22 protein-coding genes are annotated in these 26,310 nt (G+C 72.7%); 17 read left to right on the top strand and 5 right to left on the bottom strand.

All coding sequences use genetic code 11. From position 1 onward, the window contains the following. The first annotated feature begins 545 nt into the window (after positions 1-545). Positions 546-1,631, top strand: coding sequence for a ferric reductase-like transmembrane domain-containing protein (locus FOF52_RS13500; protein ID WP_248590314.1), 1,086 nt, complete (start codon positions 546-548; stop codon positions 1,629-1,631). Positions 1,632-1,713: 82 nt separating this feature from the next. Here the strand turns inward: FOF52_RS13500 and glmS are convergent, their stop codons facing one another. Together glmS and FOF52_RS13490 are read right to left on the bottom strand one after the other, a co-directional pair. Further along, entirely contained in the window at positions 1,714-3,567 is a 1,854-nt protein-coding gene (gene glmS, locus FOF52_RS13495; protein WP_248590313.1) for a glutamine--fructose-6-phosphate transaminase (isomerizing), read from the bottom strand. A 204-nt stretch (positions 3,568-3,771) separates the two neighbouring features. Continuing rightward, on the bottom strand, positions 3,772-4,311 hold the full coding sequence (locus FOF52_RS13490; protein ID WP_248590312.1) for a hypothetical protein: 540 nt from the start codon (positions 4,309-4,311) through the stop codon (positions 3,772-3,774). Between the two features lie 270 nt (positions 4,312-4,581). On the opposite strand from FOF52_RS13490, the gene coaA reads away from it, so the two are divergent. Continuing rightward, positions 4,582-5,487 (top strand): type I pantothenate kinase, encoded by a 906-nt coding sequence (gene coaA, locus FOF52_RS13485; RefSeq protein ID WP_248593866.1) that lies wholly within the window; start codon positions 4,582-4,584, stop codon positions 5,485-5,487. Positions 5,488-5,489: 2 nt separating this feature from the next. Here coaA and FOF52_RS13480 read toward each other — a convergent pair whose 3' ends face one another. Then, the gene (locus FOF52_RS13480; RefSeq protein ID WP_248590311.1) at positions 5,490-5,987 is read right to left on the bottom strand and encodes a DUF4913 domain-containing protein; all 498 of its coding nucleotides are present in this window, start codon (positions 5,985-5,987) and stop codon (positions 5,490-5,492) included. Between the two features lie 209 nt (positions 5,988-6,196). Here FOF52_RS13480 and FOF52_RS13475 point away from each other — a divergent pair, with 209 nt between their 5' ends. The 10 genes from FOF52_RS13475 to FOF52_RS13430 all read left to right on the top strand — a co-directional run bounded on the left by FOF52_RS13475 (position 6,197) and on the right by FOF52_RS13430 (position 15,904). Further along, positions 6,197-7,675 (top strand): NAD(P)H-hydrate dehydratase, encoded by a 1,479-nt coding sequence (locus FOF52_RS13475; protein WP_248590310.1) that lies wholly within the window; start codon positions 6,197-6,199, stop codon positions 7,673-7,675. A 158-nt stretch (positions 7,676-7,833) separates the two neighbouring features. Continuing rightward, on the top strand, positions 7,834-8,859 hold the full coding sequence (locus tag FOF52_RS21935) for an endonuclease/exonuclease/phosphatase family protein (protein WP_282573463.1): 1,026 nt from the start codon (positions 7,834-7,836) through the stop codon (positions 8,857-8,859). 183 nt (positions 8,860-9,042) lie between these two features. After that, positions 9,043-11,217 carry a PrsW family intramembrane metalloprotease gene (locus FOF52_RS13465; RefSeq protein WP_248590309.1) on the top strand — a complete coding sequence of 725 codons (2,175 nt, stop codon included), beginning with the start codon at positions 9,043-9,045 and terminating at the stop codon, positions 11,215-11,217. A gap of 90 nt (positions 11,218-11,307) precedes the next feature. Next, complete coding sequence (gene alr, locus FOF52_RS13460; RefSeq protein ID WP_248590308.1) at positions 11,308-12,432, top strand: alanine racemase; 1,125 nt, start codon at positions 11,308-11,310, stop codon at positions 12,430-12,432. 100 nt (positions 12,433-12,532) lie between these two features. Beyond that, positions 12,533-13,030 (top strand): tRNA (adenosine(37)-N6)-threonylcarbamoyltransferase complex ATPase subunit type 1 TsaE, encoded by a 498-nt coding sequence (gene tsaE, locus FOF52_RS13455; protein ID WP_248590307.1) that lies wholly within the window; start codon positions 12,533-12,535, stop codon positions 13,028-13,030. An 11-nt stretch (positions 13,031-13,041) separates the two neighbouring features. After that, the gene (tsaB, locus tag FOF52_RS13450; RefSeq protein WP_248590306.1) at positions 13,042-13,737 is read left to right on the top strand and encodes a tRNA (adenosine(37)-N6)-threonylcarbamoyltransferase complex dimerization subunit type 1 TsaB; all 696 of its coding nucleotides are present in this window, start codon (positions 13,042-13,044) and stop codon (positions 13,735-13,737) included. After that, positions 13,734-14,192 carry a ribosomal protein S18-alanine N-acetyltransferase gene (rimI, locus tag FOF52_RS13445; protein ID WP_248590305.1) on the top strand — a complete coding sequence of 153 codons (459 nt, stop codon included), beginning with the start codon at positions 13,734-13,736 and terminating at the stop codon, positions 14,190-14,192. Before tsaB ends, rimI begins: the two co-directional genes overlap by 4 nt. After that, on the top strand, positions 14,189-15,232 hold the full coding sequence (tsaD, locus tag FOF52_RS13440) for a tRNA (adenosine(37)-N6)-threonylcarbamoyltransferase complex transferase subunit TsaD (RefSeq protein ID WP_248590304.1): 1,044 nt from the start codon (positions 14,189-14,191) through the stop codon (positions 15,230-15,232). The genes rimI and tsaD overlap by 4 nt, the downstream gene beginning before the upstream one ends. A gap of 82 nt (positions 15,233-15,314) precedes the next feature. Next, positions 15,315-15,551, top strand: a complete 237-nt coding sequence (locus tag FOF52_RS13435; RefSeq protein WP_248590303.1) for a BrnT family toxin — start codon at positions 15,315-15,317, stop codon at positions 15,549-15,551. Next, entirely contained in the window at positions 15,551-15,904 is a 354-nt protein-coding gene (locus FOF52_RS13430) for a plasmid mobilization protein (protein WP_248590302.1), read from the top strand. Before FOF52_RS13435 ends, FOF52_RS13430 begins: the two co-directional genes overlap by 1 nt. 99 nt (positions 15,905-16,003) lie before the next feature. Here FOF52_RS13430 and FOF52_RS13425 read toward each other — a convergent pair whose 3' ends face one another. Beyond that, positions 16,004-18,703 (bottom strand): apolipoprotein A-IV repeat region-like domain-containing protein, encoded by a 2,700-nt coding sequence (locus FOF52_RS13425; RefSeq protein ID WP_248590301.1) that lies wholly within the window; start codon positions 18,701-18,703, stop codon positions 16,004-16,006. Positions 18,704-19,034: 331 nt separating this feature from the next. Continuing rightward, positions 19,035-20,306 carry a THUMP-like domain-containing protein gene (locus FOF52_RS13420; RefSeq protein ID WP_248590300.1) on the bottom strand — a complete coding sequence of 424 codons (1,272 nt, stop codon included), beginning with the start codon at positions 20,304-20,306 and terminating at the stop codon, positions 19,035-19,037. A 193-nt stretch (positions 20,307-20,499) separates the two neighbouring features. Between FOF52_RS13420 and groES the strand changes: the two genes are divergently transcribed. The 5 genes from groES (at position 20,500) to FOF52_RS13395 (ending at position 26,237) form a co-directional block, all read left to right on the top strand. Next, positions 20,500-20,811 (top strand): co-chaperone GroES, encoded by a 312-nt coding sequence (gene groES / locus FOF52_RS13415; RefSeq protein ID WP_248590299.1) that lies wholly within the window; start codon positions 20,500-20,502, stop codon positions 20,809-20,811. 140 nt (positions 20,812-20,951) lie between these two features. Next, positions 20,952-22,565, top strand: a complete 1,614-nt coding sequence (gene groL, locus FOF52_RS13410; protein ID WP_248590298.1) for a chaperonin GroEL — start codon at positions 20,952-20,954, stop codon at positions 22,563-22,565. Positions 22,566-22,727: 162 nt separating this feature from the next. After that, positions 22,728-23,354, top strand: coding sequence for a sigma-70 family RNA polymerase sigma factor (locus FOF52_RS13405; protein WP_425265490.1), 627 nt, complete (start codon positions 22,728-22,730; stop codon positions 23,352-23,354). Between the two features lie 109 nt (positions 23,355-23,463). After that, positions 23,464-24,966, top strand: coding sequence for an IMP dehydrogenase (gene guaB / locus FOF52_RS13400; protein ID WP_248590297.1), 1,503 nt, complete (start codon positions 23,464-23,466; stop codon positions 24,964-24,966). A 158-nt stretch (positions 24,967-25,124) separates the two neighbouring features. Further along, complete coding sequence (locus tag FOF52_RS13395; protein ID WP_248590296.1) at positions 25,125-26,237, top strand: GuaB3 family IMP dehydrogenase-related protein; 1,113 nt, start codon at positions 25,125-25,127, stop codon at positions 26,235-26,237. Positions 26,238-26,310 lie beyond the last annotated feature (73 nt).

Raw genomic sequence — 26,310 nt, 5'->3', positions numbered from 1 at the left:
CCATGTTCCGGGGGGCGTCCCGGACACCGGGAACGCGTCCGCCTCCTCCGCTTCCGGAAGCCTCGTCCGCGCCCTGCGGTGTGCACATTCCAGGGAAAAGGTCGTACCAATCACCCGGGCGGCGTCCGCGTCGCAGAAGAATTCCGGGGAGGGCGACCGGAGGTGGAATTCTTCGGCCCGTGCCGTGTGATTGCGGAAAAGGACGGACGCCGTGTTCCCCGCGGTCCGGCAGGAGGCCGCGCGGACTGCTCCGCCGGCAGTGCGGACGCTCTTGGGCCTGTACCCGGAGGTCGGAGCACCGCGTCCGGAGCGGCCGCGGTGCCGAGAAAAACCCCCAGCCGTTTTTCCTCCGCTCCGTGACCGGAGTTTCCCCAGCACATTCGCGGATGGTCGGGCAGCCCCGGGAATCCCACTCTGGACAGGCGGGCGGACGCGGTGGTAAAGGTATTCGAAAACGTCGTGAAAAACACGGGAAAAATGCTCGGAGAATCCCGGAGTTCTGTCCGGGCCGGGTGAACGACCACCCAGGAAGCGAGGGACCGTCCATGACCGGACCCGCGGGACCCCCCTCCCGCCCCGAACCTCCCTCCGCTCCCCGGCGCGGCCCGACCCCGAGGACCGACTGGGCCGGGCTCAGAGCCGACCTGCGGGACGCCGTCCCCGACGCCACCGCGGCACTGGTCATCACAGCCGTGATCTTCGTGGTGCTCTACGCCCGCATCGACGCGGGAAGCTCGCCGACTCTCCAGGTGATGCCGTTCCTCGCCGACGCGGACCGGTACTGGATGTACTGGCTGTGCCAGGCGTTCGGCTGGTCGGCGCTGCTGTGGGCCTGGGTGACGGTCATGCTCGGACTCCTCCGCTCCAGCGCCCGGCCGCGCTGGATGCCGGTCGGCCACGCCCGTGTCGAACGCTGGCACCGCACGACCAGCCTCACCACGATCGCGCTGATGTTCGCCCACGCGTTCATGTTCTTCGCCGAACTGGTCCGCGAGAACGAGGACGGACTGGGCTGGGGTGCGCTGCTGCTCTCCGCGTTCGTCGACGTGTTCGTGCCGGGCGGGTACTCCAGCGGCACCGGACGGGTGGCGATCCTGATCGGGTTGATCGCGCTGTACCTGTCGATTCCGCTCGGACTCGCCTACTACTTCCGGTTCCGGAGCGGATCGCGGCTGTGGCGGGCGCTGCACCGGTTCATCATCGTGGTCTACGCGCTGAGCGTGTGGCACACCCTGCTCTACGGCACCAACGTCTGGTTCGACGGGTGGTTCCGCACCGTCGTGTGGCTGCTCCAACTGCCCGTCGCGGCGCTGTTCCTCATCCGCCTGCTGACTCCCGCGCGGCCGAGCGAACGGCTGCGGCTGCGCGACCCGGAGGCGCGCCCCCGGCCGCTCGTCGCCGCGGCCCGACTGGGCGGGCGGATCGCCGTCGCGGTCTGCACCGTGGTCCTGCTGGGCGTCGTGATCACCGGACACGACGGGGGGCGGACCCCCGGAGCGGAGACCGGCGAGCTGCTCGTGGGGCCGCGCGAGGTCTGGATGGGGCTCGCGCTGCTGCTCACGGTCATCGCGGTCGTGGTCGGTGTGGTCCGCCGTGACGGGCGGGCCGCGCCGGCCGCGACCGACGGGTGAACGGCGCACACCGGAGCGGCCGCGGACAGAGGTGAGGGGCCGGCTTCCCGCGGAAGCGGCCCCCCGAACACGTCCGGCGACGCTACTCCACCGTCACGCTCTTGGCCAGGTTGCGTGGCTGGTCCACGTCGTTTCCCTTGGCCAGGGCCAGTTCGCAGGCGAACACCTGCAGCGGGACGGTCGCCACGATCGGCTGGAGCAGGGTGGGCACCGCGGGGATCTCGATCAGCGTGTCGGAGTAGGGGCGCACACTGTCGTCGCCCTCCTCCGCGATCACGATGGTCCGCGCGCCCCGCGCCCGGATCTCCTGGATGTTGGAGACGATCTTGTCGTGCAGCACGCTGCGCCCCTCCCGGGAGGGGACCACGACCACCACCGGCAGGCCGTCCTCGATGAGCGCGATGGGGCCGTGCTTCAGCTCGCCCGCCGCGAACGCCTCGGCGTGCATGTAGGCCAGCTCCTTGAGCTTGAGGGCGCCCTCCATGGCCACCGGGTAGCCCACGTGCCGGCCCAGGAACAGCACGGTCTTGGCGTCGGCGAGGGAACGGGCCAGCTCACGGACCGGTTCCACGGTCTGCAGGACCTTGTCGACCTGCTCGGGCATGCGGGCCAGCTGTCCGATGATCGTGTTGATCTCGTCGCCGAACTTCAGTCCGCGCACCTGGGCGAGGTAGAGGCCGACCAGGTAGCAGGCGACCAGCTGGGTCAGGAAGGTCTTGGTGGCGGCCACGCCGACCTCGGGGCCCGCGTGCGTGTACAGCACGCCGTCGGACTCCCGGGGGATCGTGGAGCCGTTCACGTTGCAGATGGCCAGCACCCGGGACTGCTGCTCCCGGGCGTAGCGCAGCGCCATCAGGGTGTCCATGCTCTCCCCGGACTGGGAGATGGCGATGACCAGGGTCTGGCGGTCCAGGATCGGGTCGCGGTAGCGGAACTCGCTGGCGACCTCGACCTCGCACGGGATGCGGCACCAGTGCTCGATCGCGTACTTGGCGATCAGACCCGCGTGGTAGGAGGTGCCGCAGGCGATGATGACGATCTTGGAGATCTCGCGCAGCTCGTGGGGAGCCAGCCGCATCTCGTCCAGGGTGAGGGTGCCGTCCACGGCGACACGGCCCAGGAGGGTGTCGGCGACCGCGCGCGGCTGCTCGACGATCTCCTTGAGCATGAAGTACTCGTAACCGCCCTTCTCGGCGGCGGAGGCGTCCCAGTCCACGTGGTACTCGCGTACCGGGGCGGGGGCGCCGTCGTAGTCGGTGACCGTGATCGAGTCGGCGCGCAGCTCGACCACCTGGTCCTGGCCCAGTTCGATGGCGTCCCGGGTGTGGGCGATGAACGCGGCCACGTCGCTGGCGAGGAAGTTCTCCCCGTCGCCGCGGCCGACCACCAGCGGGGAGTTGCGGCGCGCGGCCACCACCAGGTCGGGGGCGTCCTCCGAGATCGCGACCAGGGTGAAGGCGCCCTCCAGACGGCGGCAGACCGAACGCATCGCCGCGCCCAGGTCGTTGTCGCCGCGCTCCGCGAGCTCCTCGCTGAGCAGGTGGGCGACGACCTCGGTGTCGGTCTCGGACCGGAACTTGCAGCCGCGCTCCTCCAGCTCCACCCGCAACTGCGCGAAGTTCTCGATGATGCCGTTGTGGATGACCGCCACGCGGTTCGCGTTGTCGACGTGGGGGTGGGCGTTGCTGTCGGTGGGCGCACCGTGTGTGGCCCAGCGGGTGTGGCCGATGCCGATCCCGTCGGCGGAGCGCGGGTTCTCCTCCAGCGCGGCCCGCAGGTTCGCCAGCTTGCCGGCCCGCTTCTCCGTCTGGAGTTTGCCGTCACTGAGAACTGCGACTCCGGCGGAGTCGTATCCCCGGTACTCAAGCCTGGCCAGACCCTCGACGACGACTTCCAGCGCCGGTTTCGGCCCGACGTAGCCAACGATTCCACACATGAGCGTCAGAGTAACCAAAAAAGGGGTCGGAGGAGAGGCGCCACGGTCTGGTCCAATCCCGATTTTCGCAGGTAACGGTATAGACCAGTGGTCCGGACGCACTATTTGACGCAGGTGGGGACCCTACGGTTCACTCCGGGACGCTCCGGGGAAAAGTCTGGCTTCTCACACAGGAATTCCTCCGGCCGAGCCGTCTCCCGTCGACTACCGCAACCAGGGAAGACGGCGCACCAGCGGAGTCCTCCGCCACGCCCGGCCGAGCCCCCACACCTCGTCCGAACCGTCCACGGCCAGTCCGAAGCCCAGCAGGACCAGGATCAGGTGGAGGTTGACGAACAGCATCGGCAGATCGGGCAGCCGGGCCAGCGCGGACAGGACCAGCACCAGCGCGTTGCCGACCGCGGCGGCGCGCAGCGCGGCGCCCAGGGTGAAGGCCGCGGCCAGCAGGAGGACGAAGAGCATCAGGGACAGGTCGAGCAGGGGGTGGCCGGCCACGGGCTGGACGAGGTCCGCGGCGGGGGAGTCCAGGTTGATCAGGGACCACCGGAGCGGGCTGTTGCCGGTCAACCAGGCGCGGTCGGGCGGGGCGTACCAGCCCAGGCCGAAGGTCAGGTCCAGGAAGATCCACAGATAGCCCAGTCCCAGGTTGATGCGGAGCAGCGCCCACACGACCGGGCCGGCGCTCCTGTGTGGGCGCGGGGTGCGGACCGGGGCCTGCCGGGAGTTGACACGGGCGACGGACATGAGTGTTTCCACTCCTCCGGAACGGACGCGGCGGACGGTGGGGGCGGATGTCATCTGAGAACAACCGTTCCGTACCGTCGGATAGTTCGCCGCTGCGGTCTTTTGGGGTGCTCTGGAGGAGGGTTTTGGGGTAGCCCCGGGAGAGTTGCGAGCTCGGCCGGGTGCCCGGGAGGAGCGAAGGGGGCAGGGCGCCCGCTGGATCCGAATCCCGTTCGTCTAGGGTGGGCAGACGTGTCTCATGCGACGAAGAACGGCTTCCAGACGCCGTACGTGGAACTCGACCGCCAGGCGTGGGCCGAGTTGCGGGCCGCGACCCCGCTGTCGCTGACCGAAGCGGAACTGGAGAAACTGCGGGGGACCGCGGACCCCACCTCACTGGACGAGGTCCGGGACGTGTACCTGCCGCTGTCCCGGCTGCTCAACCTGTACGTCAAGGCGACCAGGCAGCGTCACGCGGCGGTGCGCGGCTTCCTCGGGGAGAGCGACCGCCCCACCCCCTTCATCATCGGAGTGGCCGGAAGCGTGGCCGTCGGCAAGTCCACCACGGCCAGGCTGCTGCGGACACTGCTGGCCCAGTGGCCCGACCACCCCAACGTCGAACTGGTCAGCACCGACAACTTCCTGTACCCCAACGCGGTGCTGCAGGAGCGCGGGATCATGAACCGCAAGGGGTTCCCCGAGAGCTACGACCGGCGCGCGCTGCTCCGGTTCGTCTCGGAGATGAAGGCCGGCGCCGACGCGATGGAGATCCCCGTCTACTCGCACCTGGCCTACGACATCCTGCCCGGGCGGACGCAGGTCGTGCGCCGGCCCGACATCCTCATCGTCGAGGGCATCAACGTGCTCCAGCCGCCTCCCGCGGGGCGGCTGGCGCTGGTCGACTTCTTCGACTTCTCCCTCTACGTGGACGCCCGGGTGGAGCACATCCGGTCCTGGTACCTGGACCGGTTCCTGGAACTGCGCCGCACCGCGTTCGAGGACCCGCGTTCCTACTTCCACGCGATGGCCACCTCCGTGTCCGAGGAGGAGGCCAAGGAGTTCGCGATGACCACGTGGCGCACCATCAACGAGGTCAACCTGGTGGAGAACATCATCCCCACCCGGCCGCGCGCGACCCTGGTCCTCTACAAGGGGGAGGACCACCGGGTCCGCAGGGTCCGCCTGCGCAAGACCTGAGTTCAGGAGCCCCTGGCGTGGTGTCCGGTGGGGCCCAGGCAGTCGACGAAGGGGCCGTCGGGCGCGAACAGCCGCTCCAGGGCGGGGTCCAGGTGGTCGCGGTGCCAGAGCCCCGGTCCGGACGGCCCGGACAGCGCGGTGTCGGTGAGCTCCAGGTAGGCCAGCCGCACCGCGTGCAGCCTCCCCACCGCCTCGTGGTGCTCCCACCAGGTGGGGCACCAGCGGGTCACCGGACCCGCGTAGACCGGGATCAGGAAGTCGTTCACCCAGGAGACGAGAGCGGCGAGCTCCCCCCGGTACTCCTCCCGGGACAGGTTGAAGATGAACTGCGACGAGGGCTGCCGCTCCTGCGGCCGCGGCGGCGCGGCGGTCGCGATCTCGCTGAGTTGGGTCTGCAGCCGGATGACGTCCGCGCCGAGCTTGTGCATGGCGTTCTGCAGGAGGGAGACGCGGTCGGTCAAGCCGGAATCGGTGGTGACACGGTCGTCGGTGTAGGTCATGGGAGCGTTCCGTGCTGCTTTTCGATGGATGACGACTGATCTTTCGCGCTGGGAGAAGTAAACCAGGACAGGTGGACGGCACCGGCAGGCGGATGGGTGGCCGTGTGGGGGCCGTCACAGCGCGCCGTCCGGTGGTCTTCGCCACCATGATCGCACCGGACCCCGGGTACACCGTGCGCGCACTCGGAAGCCGACCGACAGGGGGACCTATGCGCACCGCACACACCGTGGAGACCGTCCGGACGGCCGAGCACGCGCTGATGGCGCGGCTCCCCGACGGCACGCTGATGCGCCGGGCGGCCTTCGGGCTGGCCGCGGTCTGCGTGCGGATCCTGCCCCGGGTGTCGGGGGCGCGGGTGGTGCTGCTGGTCGGCAGCGGCGACAACGGCGGCGACGCGCTCTTCGCAGGGGCCGAGCTGGCGCGGCGCGGCGCGGCGGTGACGGCGGTCGCCGCGGGACGCTCCCCGCATCCGCGGGGGCTGGCCGCGCTGCGCGCCGCCGGAGGCCGCACCGCGGCGGTGGCGGAGGCCGCGGCCCTCGTCGCCGCCGCGGACCTGGTCGTGGACGGGCTCGTGGGGATCGGCGTGCGCGGGGCGCTGCGCGAACCGCACGCCGGCCTGGCCGCGCTGACCGAGTCCACGGACGCCGCCGTGGTCGCCGTGGACCTGCCCAGCGGGGTCGACGCCGACACCGGCGCGGTTCCCGGGGCCAGCGTGCGGGCCGACGTCACCGTCACCTTCGGCACCCACAAGCCGGGGCTGTTCGTCGACCCGGGGGCGGGGCGCGCCGGGGTGGTGGAGTTCGTGGACATCGGACTGGCCCCGGAGCTGCCCGCCCCGGACGTGGTCGCCCCGCAGGCCGACGACGTCGCCGCGCTGCTGCCGCGCCCGGCGGCCGAGACCGACAAGTACCGGCGGGGCGTGCTGGCCCTGGCCGCGGGCAGCGACCGCTACCGGGGGGCCGCGGTGCTCGCGGCGGGGGGAGCGCTGCGCACCGGCGTGGGCATGCTGCGCTACGCGGGCCAGCCGGAGGTGGCGCGCGAGGTGGTCGCCCGCTGGCCGGAGACGGTCGCCTCGGTCCTGGATCCGACGGACCCGGTAGCGAGCCTGCCGAAACGGGTGGCGGCGTGGGTGGTCGGGCCGGGACGCGGACTGCACCCCACGGCCGCGGCGGAGCTGGAGGCGGTGCTGGCCACCGGGGAGCCGGTGCTGGTGGACGCCGACGCCCTCACCCTGCTGGCGCGCGCCCCGGAACTGGTGCGCGAGCGCGACGCGCCCACCCTGCTGACCCCGCACGCGGGGGAGCTGGCCCGGCTGCTGCCGGGGACCGAGCGCGCCGACATCGAGGCCAACCGGTTGGTGCACGTGCGGCGGGCCGCCGCCGAGTACGGCTGCACCGTGCTGCTGAAGGGCTCCACGACGCTGGTCGCCGAACCGGACGGGCCGGTGGCGGCCAACCCGACCGGCACGCCGCTGCTGGCCGCCGCCGGCAGCGGGGACGTGCTGGCGGGGATGGTCGGGGCGCTGCTGGCGACCGGTCTGGCGCCGTGGGAGGCCGCGGTGTGCGGCGCCTACCTGCACGGCCTGGCCGCCCGCCTGGCCCACGACGGCGCGCCGATCAGCGCCTCCGACCTGTTCGACGCCGTCCCGCGGGCGATCGCGGCGGTCACCACCCGTGCCGGGACGTGAAGGCGCTGACGATCATGTCCCCGGTGCCATCGGCATGGCCGATCCTGGCCCTGAGGACGTGGTCGCCGGGTTCTCGGGGGAACCGGGCGCGCCCCGGGCGCATCCCACCTTCCGGGCCGCCCGTGCGGCACCGACCGGACACGACGGAAGGAGAGACCGTGGGGCGCAGTACCGGAACCACCTCCCCGCCGGCCCAGGCGGAAGCATCCCCGGAGGGCGGCGCGGCCCGCCGCCGGTGGCGGCTGCCGAGCGTGCTCGCGTGGCTGCTGCTGACCCCCTGGGCACTGTGGGCGCTGCTGCGCGGCTTCGGCCTGGACGGGGGATTCCCGCTGGCCGCGGCCGTGACCCTCACCCCCTACACGGCGGTCACGGTGGTCCTGCCCCTGGTCGCCGCCCTGCTGACCCGGCGCTGGCGGCCGGTGGCCGCCGCCGTGGCCCTCACCGCCGTCTTCGCCGCCTTCCTGGTGCCGCGCGCCCTGGCCGACGCCCCGCCCGACCCCGTCCCCGCCGGGCCGCGGCTGCGGGTGCTCACCCTCAACCTGGGCCTGGGCGGAGCGGACGCGCACACCGTCGTGGAACTGGTCCGCACCACCGGAACGGACCTGCTCAGCCTCCAGGAGCTCACCCCCGACGCGGCCGCCGCCCTCACCGCCGAGGGACTCGACGAACTGCTGCCGCACGCCGTGGCCGACCCCGGTCCCGGCGGCACCGGCGGCGGCCTGTACTCCCGCCACCCGCTCACCGAACGGCCCGGACCCGCCGGTCACCTGCCCGCGATGCCGTGGGCGGACGTCGAGGTCGCCGGCGCGCCCGCCGTGGAGGCCGTCTCCGTCCACCCGTTCCCGCCGACGGGGACGCCCAGGACCCGGAACTGGACCGCCTACCTGGAGGACCTGCCGCCGGCCGACCCCGACGGCGCGGTCCGCATCCTGGCCGGGGACTTCAACGCCACCCACGACCACTCCGTCTTCCGGGAGCTGCTCGACTCCGGCTACACCGACGCGGCGGACGCCGTCGGCAACGGACTGGCCCCCACCTGGTCGCCCCGGGACGGAGTACCGGGCCTGACCCTCGACCACGTCCTGGTGGACACACGCGTCCGGATCACGCGGACCAGCCTCCACCGCGTCCCCGGCAGCGACCACCGCGCCCTGCTGGCCGAACTGGTCCTACCAGCGGCCTGAATCCGGCGGACCCCGTCCGGCCCGCGGTACCGCGCGACGGCGCGCCCCGTTCACCCCCGGCGCGGCACCGCGTTCCCGAGCGCCTTGAAAAGGGGTGGATTCGTCGCGATAACGTAAGCATTTCGCCGGATCGCTCCGGCATGACGGGTTGTGCCAGCACACCGGACACGGGAAAACGAGGCCATGGACCAGCAGGCCATGCTCACGCGCGATCTGGTACTGCGGATCTGCGCCACCGCCACCGAGTTCGACTCCGACTGGATCGGACTCGACCGCAAGGTCGTGGCGCCGTTCACCGCACCGCGCGACACCTCCCTGATCGAGCGGATCACCGCCGCCGCGGCGGCGATGGGCGTGGAGCACGTGCTGATCTGCCGCACCCGGCCCGAGCACGCCTACGAACCCGTCACCCAGGTGCGGGCGGCCACCCCGTCCCTGATCGGGGTCATCCGCGGCTGGGGCGACGAACCCACGGACTTCCTGGTCTGCCTGGAGGACTTCTCCGCCGCGGTCCTGGTCACCGCGGACGAACTGACCGTGGCCGCCGGACCCGCCGACTACGTGGCCGCCCTCGTCGGAGCCGACATCGGCCGGGCCCGCGCCGAGTTCGCCGGGACCGCGCGCGACCGCAGGGACCCCGAACTGCTGGAGGCCGCCGCCCACTACGGCTGCCTGGACCGCGACGACCGGTCCGGCCAGCCTTCCCGCCCCCGCCGCGACCTGGCCGAACGCCTCACCGACCGGGCCGGGGCGGTCCGCGACCGCACCCCCCGGCTCGCCGCCGGGACGCGGGCGCTGCGGGGGGCGTGGGGCTGGGCGATGGTCCTCGTCCTCGTCCCCGCGTCGCTGTTCGTCCCCGGCCTCCCCGGGACGCTGGCCGTCGCCGCGCTGACGGTGTGGCTGCTCGCCCAACTCGCCTGGCTGGCCCGCTCGCGCACGCTCAGCTTCGCCGCGCTGCTGCGGCTGACCGCCCTCGGCGCGCTGACCACCTGGCCCGTCGCACTCGCGGAACTGGGCGTGGCCGCGGCGCTGCGCCTCGACCCGACCGACCCGCTCGCCTACGCCTACCTCGCGGTCCCGGTCGAGGAGATCGCCAAGTTCACCCCGCTCCTGCTGCTCTGGCTGGCGGCACGGCACCGCGTGCGGCGTTTCACGGCCGTGGACCACCTGCTGGCCGCGGCGGCCTGCGGCGCGGGCTTCCAGCTCGTGGAGGCCGTCACCCCCCTCCTGGTGTTCGGTGAGATGCCCGCCCACCTGCTGCCGCAGGGCGGACCGTTCACGCTGCTGCCCGGCTGGCTGGAGATCCCCGGCTCGGGGATCCGCTTCTCCGGCCACGCCGTCACCACCGGCCTGGTCGGCGCCGCGGTCGGACTGGCCGTGGTGGGCCGGGGCCTGTACGGGGCCAAGCTGTGGCTGCTGCCGCCGCTCGCGCTCGGCGCGGCCGCGCTGGAGCACCTCAACCACAACGCGCTGCTGGCGGGTCTGGAACCCACCGCGCTCACCACGGTGGTCTTCACGCTCTACGGCAACGGCACGGCGACCCGCTGGCTGCTGCTGGCCCTGCTGGTCTGCGCGGTCCTGCTGGACCACCGGATGTTCCGGTTCGCCGCGCAGAGCACACCGCCCCCGCCGGGAACCGCCCCGCTGCGCGGGCTCGTCGCCCGCGCCCACGGCCGCGCGGTGTGGCGCCGCTGCCACCTGCCCGGGGACATCGCCCCCCTGTTCCGCGGCGTCGCCCTGGCCTGGGCGCGGTTCCCGGTGACCCTCACCCAGGCGGCGTCGGCGATCCTGCACGAGTTCGCGGTGCAGCTCGCGGCGGCCAGCCGGGGACCGGCGACGCTCTGCGCGGCCTGGCGTTTCCTGCGCCGCCGCCGGGAGCACGCCGCGGGCGCGGCTCGCGCCGCACAGCGGCCGCGGCGGCGCGGGCCCGACCGTGCGGCACTCGCCGCGGAGGCGCACGACCTGGCCGGACGGCTCGGCCTGGCCGCCGCGGCGACCCTGGCCGCGGCGGCCGCCGCAGGCGTGGCGACCGCCCCGTTCGGCGCCGTCGAGGGCGAGCCGGGCGGAGCCTACGCGGCCGTCACCGTCACCGTCCTGACCGACTGGTTCACCGCGCTTCCCGCCACCGCCGCCGCCTGGACGCTGGTCGGCACGCTGGCCCTGGCCTCGCTGCTGGTGAGCGGCTGGGCCGTGCCCCGCGACCAGCCGAGCCCGCGCCACTTCCTCCGCACGCCCAGCGCCGCCCTCGGCGCGGTCCTGGGCACGGCCGCCCCCGGACAGCTCCCTTACCTGGCGGTGGGACTGCTCGGCCTGCTGCTGCCGAAGAGCACCGACCGGCTCCTCACCCGCTCCGGTTGAGCGCCCCGCCGCGGTTTTGGGCCCCGGCCCCTCCACAGGAGGTCGCAGGTGACGACGGTGAACACCCGATTTCGTGCCAGACTTGCAGACATGTCTTCTTTCGCCGAGGCCAGGATCGACCTGGACGCCATCAGCGGCAACATCGCCCTGCTCGCCGAACGGGCGGCGGGCGCGCTGGTCATGGGCGTGGTCAAAGCGGACGGTTACGGACACGGCATGATCCCCGCCGCACGGGCCGCACTCGCCGGAGGGGCGACCTGGCTGGGCACCGCGTTCATCGCCGAGGCGCTGCGCCTGCGCGCCGCCGGGATCGACGCGCCCGTCCTGGCCTGGCTGGTGCCGCCCGGCGAACCCCTCACCGAGGCGATCGACGCCGGGATCGACATCGGCATCGGCTCCGTGTGGGTCGTCGAGGAGGTCATCGACGCGGCCCGGCGCGCCCGCCGCGCCGCCCGCGTGCAGCTCAAAGCCGACACCGGCCTGAACCGCGGCGGCATCGGCCCCGCCGACTGGCCGGACGCGGTCGCCGCCCTGGCCCGCGCCGAAGCCGCCGGACTGGTCACGGTCACCGGCGTGTTCTCCCACCTCGCCTGCGCCGACACCCCCGGACACCCCGCCACCGACGCGCAACTGGAGGCCTTCCACCGGGCGCTGGCCGTCGCCGACAAGGCCGGGCTGCGCCCCGAGGTCCGGCACATCGCCAACTCCGCGGCCGTGCTCACCCGCCCCGACGCCCGATTCGACCTGGTGCGCCCCGGGATCGCCTCCTACGGGCTCTCTCCCATCCCCGACCTGGCCGTGCCGGGACTGCGCCCCGCCATGACGCTGAGCGCCGCCCTCGTCGGCTGCAAGCGCACCGTCGCCGGAAGCGGCGTCTCCTACGGGTACCGCTACGTCACCGACCGCGAGACCAACCTGGCGCTGGTCCCCCTCGGCTACGGCGACGGCGTACCGCGCGCCGCCACCAACCGCGGCCCCGTGTTCGTGGCGGGCCGCCGCCGCACCATCGCGGGAACCGTGTGCATGGACCAGTTCGTCGTGGACATCGGCGAGGACACGGTCGCCCCCGGCGACCGCGCGATCCTGTTCGGCCCCGGCGACCACGGCGAACCCACCGCCCAGGACTGGGCGGACGCCCTGGACACCATCTCCTACGAGATCGTCACCCGCATCGGGCAGCGCGTGCCGCGCACCTACACCGGCGCCGTGCGCTGAGCGCGCCGCGCGGGCGTCCGGCGCGCTCCCCGCAGTGCCTACCCTGGTGCTTGTACGGCGGATGCCCGCCGCCTCCCTCCGAGCCGCGAGCCGAACGGACATGACCGACACCGCATCGACCGACACCACCACCGTCACCGTCGCCACCGACACCGCGATGCGCGCCCTGGGCGGCGCGGTCGCGGCCGAGACGCGCGCCGGGGACCTGGTCCTGCTGTCCGGGCCGCTGGGCGCGGGCAAGACCACCTTCACCCAGGGCCTCGCCCGGGGGCTGCGCGTCCGCGGCCCCGTCACCTCGCCCACCTTCGCGATCGCCCGCACCCACCCCAGCCTCGTCGGCGGCCCCGACCTGGTGCACGTCGACGCCTACCGGCTCGGCGGCCCCGACGAACTCGACGACCTCGACCTGGAGGCGGGGATGGCGGAGGCGGTCACCGTCATCGAGTGGGGCACGGGCGTGGCGGAGTGGCTCAACGACGACCGCCTGGAGATCAGCATCGACCGGCACGCCGACGACACCCGGACGGTGCGGATCCGCCGGGTGGGGGACCGCTGGCGCGGCACGCTGGCCGCACTCACCGCAGACGAACTCGAATAGGCTGGTCGACCGTGCTGCTTCTGGCTTTTGACACCGCCACCCCCGCCGTCACCACGGCGCTGTGCGAGCCCGGCTCCGACGGCGTGCGGGTGCGCGCCGCCTGCTCCTCCGTGGACGCCCGGCGCCACGGCGAACTGCTCACCCCCCAGATCCGCTCCGTCGTCGCCGAGGCCGGCGCCGCGCTCGCCGACGTCACCCACGTCGCCGTGGGGATCGGCCCGGGCCCCTACACGGGGCTACGGGTGGGGCTGGCCACCGCGCACGCCCTCGCCGAGGCCTTGGGCGTGCCGTGCGTGGGCGTGGCCACCCTGGACGCCCTGGCGTGGACGTCGGGACGCACCACCCCGTTCGTCGCCGCCACCGACGCCCGCCGCAGGGAGGTGTTCTGGGCGCGCTACGCCGACCGCGCCACCCGGATCGGGGACATCGCCGTGGACCGGCCCGCCGACGTCGACACCGGGGGACTGCCGGTCCTCGGCCACGGGGCCCGGCTGTACGCCGACGTCTTCGGCCAGGACCCCGGGGCGGCCGAACCGCTGTACCCGTCGGCCGCCGCGCTCGGGGAGCTCGCCGTGCGCGCCCTGCTGGACGGCGCCGAACTGCCCGAGCCGCGCCCGCTGTACCTGCGCCGCCCCGACGCCCAGGTGCCCGGGGCGCCCAAGAAGGTGCGCCAGCCCACCGCGGCCGAGCTGGAGCGGACCCGATGAGCCCCGTGCTGCGCCCGATGACCGTCGGCGACGTCGACGAGGTCATGAAGCTGGAGCGGGAGCTGTTTCCCGCCGACGCCTGGACCGAGGGGATGCTGCGCGACGAACTCGCCCAGCCCGACCGCCACTACCTGGTCGCCCAGGACGCCGACGGGTCGCTCGTCGGATACGCGGGGCTGCGCGCGGTGCCGCCGGAGGGCGACGTGCAGACGATGGCCGTGGCCCCCGACCGGTGGGGGCAGGGGATCGGCCGCGCCCTGCTCACGGCGCTGCTGGAGGAGGCGCGCCGCCGCGGCGTCAGCGCCGTGTTCCTGGAGGTGCGGTCGGACAACCCGCGCGCCCAGGAGCTGTACCGACGGTTCGGGTTCGAGGAGATCGGGATGCGCCCCGACTACTACGCCGGCGCGGACGCCGTCGTCATGCGCCGCCTGGAACCCCTTGAGGAAGAGCGATGACCACTGCCGGCCAGCCCCCCCTGATCATGGGGATCGAGAGTTCCTGCGACGAGACCGGGGTCGCCTTCGTGCGCGGCTGCGAGCTGCTCGCCGACGAGGTCGCCTCCAGCGTCGACCAGCACGCCCGGTTCGGCGGTGTGGTGCCCGAGGTCGCCAGCCGCGCGCACCTGGAGGCGATGACGCCCACCGTGCGCCGGGCCGCCGAACGCGCCGGCGTCCGGCTGTCCGACGTGGACGCGATCGCGGTCACCGCCGGCCCCGGACTGGCGGGGGCGCTGCTGGTGGGCCTGTCGGCGGCCAAGGCCTACGCGCTGGCCCTGGACAAACCGCTGTACGGGGTGAACCACCTGGTCGGCCACGTCGCCGTGGACCAGTTGGAGCACGGCCCGCTGCCCAAACCGGTGGTGGCGCTGCTGGTGTCCGGCGGGCACACGTCGCTGCTGCTGGTGCGGGACCTGGCCACGGACGTCCGCCTGCTCGGCGAGACCGTGGACGACGCCGCGGGCGAGGCCTACGACAAGGTGGCGCGCCTGCTCGGCCTGCCCTACCCGGGAGGGCCGCAGATCGACCGGGCGGCCCGCGACGGCGACGGCCGCGCGATCCACTTCCCGCGCGGCAAGTGGGGCGACGGCACCTACAACTTCTCCTTCTCCGGGTTGAAGACGGCGGTGGCCCGCTGGGTGGAGGACGCCGAACGGCAGGGGCACGCGGTCGGCGTGCCGGACGTGGCCGCGGCCTTCCAGGAGGCGGTCGCCGACGTGCTGACCCGCAAGGCCGTGGACGCGTGCCGGGAGCACGGCGTGCGGCACCTGGTGATCAGCGGCGGGGTGGCCGCCAACTCGCGGCTGCGCGCGCTGGCCGAGAAGCGGTGCGCCTCGGCGGGCATCCAGGTGCGGGTGCCCCGGCCCCGGCTGTGCACCGACAACGGCGCGATGATCGCGGCCCTGGGCGCGGAGGTCGTGGCCGCGGGACTGCCGCCGTCCCCGCTGGACCTGGCCGTCGACACCTCGCTGCCGGTGAGCAGCGTGCTGGCGGGCTGAGGAGAACACCGGTTTCGCTGCGAGCCCCCTTCTCTGTGTGTTGCAATTTTCCTATCATTGCAACACGCGGAGAGGTAGAAGTGTGCTCTTCGACTCCATCGAATGGGACGAGGACAATCTCGACCATGCGACACGTCGGCTGACACGTGAGGAGATCGAGCAGGTCTTGTTCAACTCGGATCGGTGGAAACGTCATCCCGAGATCCTTGGTCGTTTCATCGTCGTCTCCTTCACCGACGGAGGGAGAAAAGCGGTGGTGGTGGTCCACTACGACCGGGGACGGGACCGTGTCCGTCCGATCACGGCTTGGGAGGTGTGATGACTGTGGACAACGACCCGACCGAGGGCATGAGCGAGGCCCAACTCGCGGAGTACTACGACACCCACCGTGACCTCGCTGACTTCGAGGGCGGTGAGGAGGTCGCCGTCACCCGCAAACCCGAGCGGACAGGCCGGTGCATCACGCTGTCGATCCGGCTGTCGGACTCGGAGATGCGGATGCTGGAGGAAGCCGCGAAACGGGCGGGGATGAAGGTCACCGCCTTTGTACGGCAGGCGGCTCTGGTCGCCGCGGACGACTCGGGCACGGTGCTCAACCGGGACCAGCTTCTCCGTGCCATCCGGAGCCTGGAACGGGACCTGGACGCCGTGCGCAGGGTCGCGGCAGCCTGATGCCGCTGCGGCGGGGCAACCGGCTGACGATCCGGTGAGAAGACGGCGAGGGGCCGGTCCGTACGGACCGGCCCCTCGTGCTGTTCCCCGGTGCCGGGGCTACTCGTCGTCCTCGTCGTCGAAGCCGCCGGAGCGCCGCTTCTTGCCGTCGCGGCCGGGCCGCAGCAGGGCCTCGGCCAGGGCGAGCATGGTCTCCTCCAGGGCGGCCAGGCGCTTGGTGATGTCGTCGTGCGACGTCTCCACGGCCTCGCTGATGGTCTCCTCGAACTCGTGCCGGTCGGGGCGGGCGCGCAGCTCGCTCAGCAGCGGGTCGAAGCCCTCGTCGAGCTTGCGGTCCAGCGAGTCGAGGCGGTCGCCGTGGTCGATGACCGGACGCTCCACCAGTTCGGTCAGGCGCCGGTGCACCTCGCTGACCTCCAGGGAGGCGGGCAGCTGGGACAGGCGCTGGTTGACCGCCTCCAGCCGGTCGTCGATCGCCTCCAGGCGGCCGTCGACCCCCTCGAAGTGGCCGTTGACGCCCTCGAACTTGCCCTCCACGCCGGTGACCCGGCCGTCGAGGCCGTCCAGGCGGCCGTTGAGCCCGTCGATCTTGCCGTCGATGCCCTCGAAGCTGCCGTCGAAGCGGCCCTCGAAGGTGTCGAAGCGGCTGCCGAGGCTGCCCAGACCGTGCTCGAACCTGCCGGTCAGCGACTCGTGCTGGGTCTCCAACCGGGTGGTGACGGCGGTCAGGTGGGCGTCGACCCGCTCCGCCAGCTCACGCTCGTGCTGGTCGAGACGCTCGTCCACGGCGGTGCGGTGCTCCGTGAACTGCTCGGCCAGGGCGGTGCCGCGTTCCTCGACGGTCGTGCCGAGCGCGCGGACGTCCTCCGCCACGGCCGACCGCAGCTCCTCGACGCGGGCGGTGAGCCGCTCCGCCAGGGCGGCGGAGTCCCCCTTGGCCTCGGTGCGGGCCTCGGTGATCGCGGCGGCCAGTTCCGCGGCGGCCGTCGCGGCCGCGGAACGGCTCTCGTCAAGGGCGGAGCGCAGGGCCTCGGCGGTCTCGCCGAGCCGGGCCAGCAGCGCCTCGTGCAGCTCGTCGTCGCGCTCCCGCAGCTCCGCGTGCTGGGCGGCGAACTGCTCGGACAGCTCCACGCGGTTCCTGCGCAGCTGCTCGCGCATCTCGCCGAGCTGCTCGCCGGTGGTGCCGCCCAGCGCCACGACCGCGCTGTTGACGTCGGCGATCGCGGCGGTGGCCTCGGCGTGGTTCTCGTCGGCCTGCGTGGTCAGGAACTCCACGCTCTGCGAGAGGGTGCCGCTCAGGGTCTCGCGCTGCTCGTTCAGGGCGGTGGTGAGGCTGGTGTGGTGCTCGGCGCTCTCCTGGCTCAGGGAGGCGGCGGTGTCGGTGATGCGCTGTTCGAGCTGGGTGCGGGTCTCGTCCAGGGTCTCGCGCTGTTCGTCCAGGCGTGCGGTGAGGGTCTCGCGCTGCTCGTTCAGGGCGGTGGTGAGGCTGGTGTGGTGCTCGGCGCTCTCCTGGCTCAGGGAGGCGGCGGTGTCGGTGATGCGCTGTTCGAGCTGGGTGCGGGTCTCGTCCAGGGTCTCGCGCTGTTCGTCCAGGCGTGCGGTGAGGGTCTCGCGCTGCTCGTTCAGGGCGGTGGTGAGGCTGGTGTGGTGCTCGGCGCTCTCCTGGCTCAGGGAGGCGGCGGTGTCGGTGATGCGCTGTTCGAGCTGGGTGCGGGTCTCGTCCAGGGTCTCGCGCTGTTCGTCCAGGCGTGCGGTGAGGGTCTCGCGCTGCTCGTTCAGGGCGGTGGTGAGGCTGGTGTGGTGCTCGGCGCTCTCCTGGCTCAGGGAGGCGGCGGTGTCGGTGATGCGCTGTTCGAGCTGGGTGCGGGTCTCGTCCAGGGTCTCGCGCTGTTCGTCCAGGCGTGCGGTGAGGGTCTCGCGCTGCTCGTTCAGGGCGGTGGTGAGGCTGGTGTGGTGCTCGGCGGCCTTCTGGCTCAGGGAGGCGGCGGTGTCGGTGATGCGCTGTTCGAGCTGGGTGCGGGTCTCGTCCAGGGTCTCGCGCTGTTCGTCCAGGCGTGCGGTGAGGGTCTCGCGCTGCTCGTTCAGGGCGGTGGTGAGGCTGGTGTGGTGCTCGGCGGCCTTCTGGCTCAGGGAGGCGGCGGTGTCGGTGATGCGCTGTTCGAGCTGGGTGCGGGTCTCGCTCAGGGCGTCGCGCTGCTCCTCCAGGGTGGAGGCGAGACGCTGCTCCAGGCGCTCACCGACCGACTCCACCGCGTTCTCCAGGGTCGCGGCCCGGGTGCTCAGCGACTCGATGGCCTCGTCGATACGGGACAGGCGCAGGTCGACGGCGCTGGCCAGGCCCTCCAGCCGCTCGTGGAGCACGGCGGTCTGCTCCGCGGTGCGCGCGGCGGTGTCGGCGAGTTCGGCCAACCGGTTCAGCGCGTTCTCCAGGCCGTCCGTGAGTCCGGTGACGTCCGAACGCAGCGGAGCCATCTCGGACAGCGGCCTGACCCGCACCCCCACCTGTTCGATGTGTTCGGCGAGTGTCTCGGCCCACTCGGGGGGACGGGTGGACAGTTCCTCGACGCGGCCCTGGACCGCGGTGACGCTCTCGGACAGGGCGGCCAGTTCCCGTTCCCGGAACTCACGCAGCAGCCACTCCATGCCCTCCAGCCGCTGGCGCATCTCCTCGGTGATCGCACCCTGCGATTTCTGCTCCGAGAGATGCTCCTGGGCGGCTCGGGAGAGCAGCTCCCGCATGCGATCAGAGATCCCGGCCTGACCTCCCCCGTTGAGGAAGTTGTGGTTGGTCTGTTCCACCGAGGTGCTCCTTTGGATATGGCGCTTCCCCGTCGTCGGCTACTTCCGGACGGGGAGTCCCGCGAGGTCCGGCGGCGCCGCGAGGACCCACCGAGGCGGCCAACCGGAATCGGACGCCTACGCTGCGTAGGGGGTGTCGTTGAGGAAGGCCCGCACGGGCGGGCCGAAACCGGCCGCCGTACCAGTCGCGAGTTGAGGGGGAAACATTCAGCGCGGTCAGTCTAACGACACGGGAGCCGTTGTCCCATGAGACCGCGGAAGAACCGTACGTACCGTTATGTACGGCGGCGGGAGAGCAGGCGTCACCGGCACGGGCGGCCCCGGGCGCGGCTCACTTCCGGCCGCCGCCGGAGTCCGGGGTGACCTCGGCGCACAGCAGGCAGTACGGCCGCGAGCCGAAGCGGGTCAGCACCACCACCGCCGACTCCGGGCCGCTCAGCCGCAGGTCGCGGCGGAGCCGTTCCACGTCGACCGCGGAGCCCCGCTTCTTGATCGTCACGGTTCCCACGCCCCGTTCCCGCAGTGCGGCCCGCAGCCGCTTCAGGGAGAAGGGCATGACCTCGCGCACCTCGTAGACCTGGCACAGCGGGGTGCGCACCAGGGAGTCGGAGGTGAGGTAGGCGATCGCCGGGTCGAGGAGGGCGCCGTCCACGGCCGCCGCGGCCTCGGCGACCAGGTGCGAGCGGACCACCGCGCCGTCGGGTTCGTACAGGTAGCGCAGGGGCCGCGACACCGGGGGCGCGGCCAGGCCGCGGCCGGTCAGCGTGGTGACCTCCACCTCGCCGGTGTCGGGCCGGGTCCGCAGCAGGGTGGCCCGTCGGGGCGCGACGCCCTCGGCGAGCGTCCCGAACCACAGCGCGGTCTCCTTGACCTCCCGGTCCACCGAGATCCACTCGGCCGCCGCCCCCTCGGGGATCGACTCGTGCGGCAGTCCCGGGGCGGCCTTGACGCATCCGGCGGGGGCGCCGCGGGCCAGTTCCACGACCGTGTCCCAGGCGGGGGAGTAGGCGCGCGGGTCGAAGACCCGTCCGTGCCGGCCGCGCCGCGCCGGGTCGCAGAACACCGCGGCGTACTCCGCGGTGCGGACCTCGGTGGCGTCGCCGAGGCGCACCCGGGCCCGCCCGGCCAGGCCCGCGGCCGCGATGTTGGCCTCGGCCACGGCGACGGTGAGCGGATCCTGGTCGACGCCCTCCACCGGCAGTCCCGCTCCGGCCAGGGCGAGCAGGTCGGCGCCGATCCCGCAGCACAGGTCGGCCACCGGCGCGGCGTCGCGGTCGACCCGTTCGGCGACGCGGCGCGCCCGGTGGGCCGCCAGGGGGGCCCGGGTGGCCTGTTCCAGGCCGTCGGGGGTGTAGAAGAGGCGTTCGGCGAGCGGACCGAACTTCTCCCGGGCGCGGGCGCGCAGCCGGACCTGGGTCAGGACCGCGTTGACCAGATCGGCGGCCGCGTCGCGGGGGGTCCCGGTCAGCGCCGGGTGGCGGCGCAGCCGGTCGGCGGCCCGCAGCGGGTCGGCCGCCGACTCGCCCGGGGAGACCTCGTCGAGCAGACGGCGTCCCACCGGGGTGAGCAGCGCCCGAAACCCTGCCAACTGCCTGTTCGTCACTTCCGCGTTCCCCCGTGACCTGTTGTTTGACGACCCGGATGCGCCCTACTACTGTTTCGTATTGGCACTCTCAAGGGTAGAGTGCTAACCACGACGAGGTTGGTCTGGCACCCGCGACGGCAGGCCGCCGTGGTCGTCCCTTTTGTCTGCATGCCATTCATCGTTCAGAAATTCTGAAGGGGGAGGTCACACCGTGTCGACCGCCACCAAGATCGTGCTCAAGCCGCTTGAGGACCGCGTCGTCGTCCAGCCTCTGGAGGCCGAGCAGACCACCGCGTCCGGTCTGGTCATCCCGGACACCGCCAAGGAGAAGCCCCAGGAGGGCAAGGTCCTGGCCGTGGGCCCGGGCCGCTGGGACGACGAGGGCGACAAGCGCATCCCGCTGGACGTCAAGGAGGGCGACATCGTCCTCTACAGCAAGTACGGCGGCACCGAGGTCAAGTACGACGGTGAGGAGTACCTGGTGCTCTCCGCTCGCGACCTGCTCGCGATCGTCGAGAAGTAAGCCCCGGAACATCCTTCCGAGCAAGGTGTGACAGCGCGCGGGCGGGACCACCCGCCCGCGCGCTTTCCGTGTCGTCGCGCCGTGCCGTCCGGCACGGCGCGCCAGCCGCAGTCGATCTCTGCACAACCCGAGGAAGTCCAATGCCCAAGATCCTGGAATTCGAGGAGTCCGCGCGGCACGCGCTGGAGCGCGGTGTCAACCACCTCGCCGACGCGGTCAAGGTGACGCTCGGCCCCAAGGGCCGCAACGTGGTCATCGACAAGAAGTTCGGCGCCCCGACCATCACCAACGACGGCGTCACCGTCGCGCGTGAGGTGGAGCTGGAGGACCCCTACGAGAACCTGGGCGCCCAGCTCGTCAAGGAGGTCGCCACCAAGACCAACGACGCCGCCGGCGACGGCACCACCACCGCCACCGTGCTCGCCCAGGCCCTGGTCCGCGAGGGCCTGCGCAGCGTCGCCGCGGGCGCCTCGCCCGTCCTGCTGAAGAGGGGCATCGACGCCGCCGCGCGCGCCGTCTCCGAGACTCTGCTGTCCCAGGCCCGCGAGATCGGGGAGCGCGCCGACATCGCCTACGTGGCCACCAACTCTGCCCAGGACCAGCAGATCGGCGAACTGATCGCCGAGGCCTTCGACAAGGTCGGCAAGGACGGCGTCATCACCGTCGAGGAGTCCCAGACCTTCGGCATGGACCTGGAGTTCACCGAGGGCCTCCAGTTCGACAAGGGCTACATCTCGCCCTACTTCGTCACCGACGGCGACCGCCAGGAGGCGGTGCTGGAGGACGCGCTGGTCCTCATCCACCAGGGCAAGATCAGCAACCTCAACGAGCTGCTGCCGCTGCTGGAGAAGGTCGTCCAGACCAAGAAGCCGCTGCTCATCATCGCCGAGGACGTCGAGGGCGACGCGCTGGGCGCGCTCGTGCTCAACAAGATCCGCGGCGCCCTGGCCGTCGCCGCGGTCAAGGCCCCCGGCTTCGGCGAGCGCCGCAAGGCCATGCTCCAGGACATCGCGATCCTCACCGGCGGCCAGGTCATCGCCGAGGAGGTCGGCCTCACCCTGGAGAACGCCGAGACCGACGTGCTCGGCCGGGCCCGCCGGATCACCGTCACCAAGGACACCACCACCATCGTGGACGGCGCCGGCGAGCAGGCCGAGGTCAACGACCGCATCGCCCAGATCCGCAAGGAGATCGAGGCCAGCGACTCCGACTGGGACCGGGAGAAGCTCCAGGAGCGGCTGGCCAAGCTCGCGGGCGGCGTGTGCGTGCTGCGGGTGGGCGCGGCCACCGAGGTCGAGCTCAAGGAGCGGAAGCACCGCCTGGAGGACGCCATCTCCGCGACCCGCGCGGCCGTGGAGGAGGGCATCATCGCCGGCGGCGGCTCCTCCCTGGTGCACGCCGCCAAGTCCCTGGACGGCGACCTGGACCTCACCGGTGACGAGGCCGTCGGCGTGGCGATCGTGCGCCGCGCGCTGAGCGAGCCCGCGCGCTGGATCGCGATCAACGCCGGCGCCGAGGGCTCCGTGGTCGCCGCCAAGATCGCCGAGATGGAGCCCGGCCAGGGCTACAACGCGGCGACCGGCGAGTACGGCGACCTGGCCGCGCAGGGCATCATCGACCCGGTCAAGGTCACCCGCTCCGCGGTGCAGAACGCCGCGTCCATCGCCGGGATGCTGCTGACCACCGAGGCGCTGGTCGTGGACAAGCCCGAGGAGGAAGAGGAGGCCGCGGGCGGCCACGGCCACGCCCACTGACCCCGTTCCGCCGACCGCGGACGGAGGCGGGCTCCTACCACGCGTGTCCCGGGTCCACGCCCGGGACACGCGTGGCGTCTCGCGAGAATAGTCCTGAATGTAACCATTCTGTTGCCCTGAATCGGGACGAGTGAGTCTCCGCCAGTGGGCATCATTCGATATGTGAGGGATCTACGCGTCGCGGGGGGCACGCCACTGGTTCGCAGGTACGCCGCCCGCTCGCGGGCGGACGACGCAGAGCTCAACCACCTCACCTCGCTGGCGGTCCAAGGCGACGACGGCGCGGTGGACTCGCTGATCCGCGAGGTACGACCCATGGTGGTGCGCTACTGCCGTGCCCGGCTGTCCCGCGTCTCCGGTTACACCCACGACTTCGACGACGTGGCCCAGGAGGTCTGCATCGCCCTGCTGTCCGCGCTGCCGCGCTACCGGGACATGGGGCGTCCGTTCGCCTCCTTCGTCTTCGGGATCGCGGCGCACAAGGTCGCCGACGCCCTGCGCGGCTGCACCCGCGCGGACGTGCCCACCGACTCGGTGCCCGACCACCCCGACGAGTCGCCCGGGCCCGAGGAGTCCGCGGTGCGCATCGTCGAGGCCGAACAGGCCCGGGAACTGCTCAGCGAACTGCCCGAGCAGCAGCGCCGCCTGCTGTCCCTGCGGGTGATCGCGGGGCTGTCCGCGGACGAGACCGGGCACGCCCTGGGCATGTCGCCCGGCGCGGTCCGGGTCGCCCAGCACCGGGCCCTGGCCCGGCTGCGGCGCGCCGCCACGGCCAACCGGCTGCGCTGACCGCCTCCCCGGGAGGCTGTGAGCGGCCCGACGCCCTCCACCGGCCACGGCGAGTGGCCGACGCGCCCTAGGATGAAACAGGGAAGCTGTCGCTCGGTTGGAAGGTGTCATGTCGCTCAAGCCAACAGGAGGCCAGGAGGAGTTCGAGAAGGTGCTCCCTCCCGGGCTCACCTACGACGATGTCCTGCTGGTGCCCGCCTACTCCGATCTCCAGCCCGGCGAGACGGACACCACCACCCGGCTCACCCGCACCATCACCCTGCGCATCCCGCTGGTCTCCGCGGCGATGGACACCGTGACCGAGGCGCGGATGGCCGTGGCGATCGCCCGGCAGGGCGGGGTCGGGGTCCTGCACCGCAATCTCTCCATCGAGGACCAGGCCGCCCAGGTCGACCTGGTCAAGCGCTCCGAAGCCGGGATGATCACCCACCCGGTGACCTGCCGCCCCGAGGACACCCTCGCCGACGTCGAGCGGCTCAGCGCGCACTACCGGATCTCCGGGGCCCCGGTCGTCGACTCCGACGGACGCCTCGTCGGCATCGTCACCAACCGGGACATGCGGTTCGAGGAGGACCGCACCCGCCTGGTCCGCGACGTCATGACCCCCATGCCGCTGGTGACCGCGCCGGTGGGCGTCTCCCGCGAGGAGGCGTTCGCGCTGCTGCGGGAGAACAAGATCGAGAAGCTTCCGCTCGTCGACGGGCAGGGACGGCTGCGCGGCCTGATCACCGTCAAGGACTTCACCAAGAGCGAGCAGTTCCCCGACGCCACCAAGGACGCCGAGGGCCGGCTCGTCGTGGGCGCCGCGGTCGGCGTCGGCCCCGAGGCCGAGCGGCGTGCCCGGGCCCTGGTCGAGGCCGGGGTGGACTTCCTCGTGGTGGACACCGCGCACGGGCACTCCGCCGGTGTGCTGGAGATGGTCGCCAAGCTCAAGGCCAACACCCGGGTGGACGTCGTCGGGGGCAACATCGCCACCCGCGCGGCGGCCCAGGCCCTCGTCGACGCCGGGGCCGACGCGGTCAAGGTGGGCGTGGGACCGGGGTCCATCTGCACCACCCGGGTGGTCGCGGGCGTGGGCGCGCCCCAGGTCACCGCGATCCTGGAGGCAGCCAAGGCGGCCGTGCCCGCGGGGGTGCCGGTCATCGCCGACGGCGGGCTCCAGTACTCCGGGGACATCGCCAAGGCCGTCGTCGCGGGCGCCAGCACCGTGATGGTCGGCAGCCTGCTGGCCGGTGTCGAGGAGAGCCCCGGGGAACTCGTCTTCATCAACGGCAAGCAGTACAAGACCTACCGGGGCATGGGCTCGCTCGGCGCGATGCGCGGCCGCTCCTACTCCAAGGACCGCTACTCCCAGGCCGACGTGGCCACCGAGGACAAGCTCATCCCCGAGGGCATCGAGGGCCGCGTCCCCTACCGGGGGCCGCTGGCCACGGTGGCGCACCAGCTCGTCGGAGGACTGCGCCAGTCCATGTGGTACGCGGGCGTGCGCACCCTGGACGAACTGCGGGAACGCGGCCAGCTGATGCAGATCACCACCGCCGGTCTCAAGGAGAGCCACCCGCACGACGTCCAGATGATGGTCGAGGCGCCCAACTACCAGGCGCGCAGCTGACCCGCCCGCGTGCCGCGCGCGCGGGCGCGCGGACGGCGCGGCGGTAGACTCGCCGCCGGTGGTCATCGCCGGTCGACCGCGTCGGCACTCGACGGCCCCGACCGAAGACCCCGCCGTCGGGCGGGACGGCTCCACGGACTGCAGAGGAGAGCACAGCGTTGGCTCAGGTTGAGATCGGGCTGGGCAAGGCCGGACGGCGGGCGTACGAGCTCGACGAGATCGGGATCGTGCCCGCACGACGCACCCGGGACCCCGAGGAGGTCTCCATCGCGTGGCAGATCGACGCCTACCGCTTCGACACGCCGCTGATGGTGAGCCCCATGGATAGCGTGGTCTCGCCGAAGACCGCCGTGGCCATCGGTGAGCTGGGCGGTCTGGGGGTGCTCGACCTGGAGGGGCTGTGGACCCGCTACGAGGACCCCGAGCCGCTGCTCGCCGAGATCCGCGAGCTCGACGACGCCACGGCCACCCGCAGGCTCCAGGAGATCTACGCCGAGCCGATCAAGGAGGAGCTGATCGGCCGCCGCATCGAGGAGGTCCGCCAGGCCGGGGTGGTCACCGCGGCCCGCCTCTCCCCGCAGCGCACCGCCCAGTACCACAAGGCCGTGATCGACGCGGGTGTGGACATCTTCGTGATCCGCGGCACCACGGTCTCCGCCGAGCACGTCTCCGGCCGCGCCGAGCCGCTCAACCTCAAGCAGTTCATCTACGACCTCGACGTCCCCGTGGTGGTCGGGGGCTGCGCCACCTACACCGCGGCCCTGCACCTGATGCGCACCGGAGCGGCGGGCGTGCTCGTCGGCTTCGGCGGCGGCTCGGGCCACACCACCCGCAGCGTGCTGGGGGTCGCGGTGCCCATGGCCAGCGCGATCGGTGACGTCGCGGCGGCCCGGCGCGACTACCTCGACGAATCCGGCGGCCGTTACGTGCACGTCATCGCCGACGGCGGCATGACCCGCAGCGGCGACATCGCCAAGGCGCTGGCGTGCGGCGCGGACGCGGTCATGGTCGGCTCCCCGCTGGCGCGCGCCACCGAGGCCCCCGGAGGCGGCTACCACTGGGGCAGCGAGGCGCACCACCACGCGCTGCCGCGCGGCGAGCGGGTGGACGTCGGCACGATCGGCACCCTGGAGGCGATCCTGCACGGCCCGGCCTCCACCAGCGACGGGTCGATGAACCTCATGGGCGCGCTGCGCCGCACCATGGCGACCGCCGGGTACACCGACCTGAAGGAGTTCCAGCGGGTCGAGGTCGTGGTGGCGCCGAACTGAGCGCCCCCGGCCGCACGCCCTCTCCCGACAGGAATCCACAACGCCCCCGCTCCGCGAGACGGGGGCGTTGTCG

Origin of the sequence: Thermobifida alba, assembly GCF_023208015.1 — a bacterium.
Lineage (GTDB): Bacteria > Actinomycetota > Actinomycetes > Streptosporangiales > Streptosporangiaceae > Thermobifida > Thermobifida alba.
Note: the sequence above shows the minus strand (reverse complement) of the source record. Positions and strands in the feature narration are given on the sequence as shown.

Excerpts from the sequence above, each read along its gene's own strand:
- FOF52_RS13500 (WP_248590314.1), top strand. The coding sequence starts at position 546 with ATGACCGGACCCGCGGGACCCCCCTCCCGCCCCGAACCTCCCTCCGCT.
- glmS (WP_248590313.1), bottom strand. The coding sequence starts at position 3,567 with ATGTGTGGAATCGTTGGCTACGTCGGGCCGAAACCGGCGCTGGAAGTC.
- FOF52_RS13490 (WP_248590312.1), bottom strand. The coding sequence starts at position 4,311 with ATGTCCGTCGCCCGTGTCAACTCCCGGCAGGCCCCGGTCCGCACCCCG.
- FOF52_RS13480 (WP_248590311.1), bottom strand. The coding sequence starts at position 5,987 with ATGACCTACACCGACGACCGTGTCACCACCGATTCCGGCTTGACCGAC.
- FOF52_RS13475 (WP_248590310.1), top strand. The coding sequence starts at position 6,197 with ATGCGCACCGCACACACCGTGGAGACCGTCCGGACGGCCGAGCACGCG.
- FOF52_RS13465 (WP_248590309.1), top strand. The coding sequence starts at position 9,043 with ATGGACCAGCAGGCCATGCTCACGCGCGATCTGGTACTGCGGATCTGC.
- alr (WP_248590308.1), top strand. The coding sequence starts at position 11,308 with ATGTCTTCTTTCGCCGAGGCCAGGATCGACCTGGACGCCATCAGCGGC.
- tsaE (WP_248590307.1), top strand. The coding sequence starts at position 12,533 with ATGACCGACACCGCATCGACCGACACCACCACCGTCACCGTCGCCACC.
- rimI (WP_248590305.1), top strand. The coding sequence starts at position 13,734 with ATGAGCCCCGTGCTGCGCCCGATGACCGTCGGCGACGTCGACGAGGTC.
- tsaD (WP_248590304.1), top strand. The coding sequence starts at position 14,189 with ATGACCACTGCCGGCCAGCCCCCCCTGATCATGGGGATCGAGAGTTCC.
- FOF52_RS13430 (WP_248590302.1), top strand. The coding sequence starts at position 15,551 with ATGACTGTGGACAACGACCCGACCGAGGGCATGAGCGAGGCCCAACTC.
- groL (WP_248590298.1), top strand. The coding sequence starts at position 20,952 with ATGCCCAAGATCCTGGAATTCGAGGAGTCCGCGCGGCACGCGCTGGAG.
- guaB (WP_248590297.1), top strand. The coding sequence starts at position 23,464 with ATGTCGCTCAAGCCAACAGGAGGCCAGGAGGAGTTCGAGAAGGTGCTC.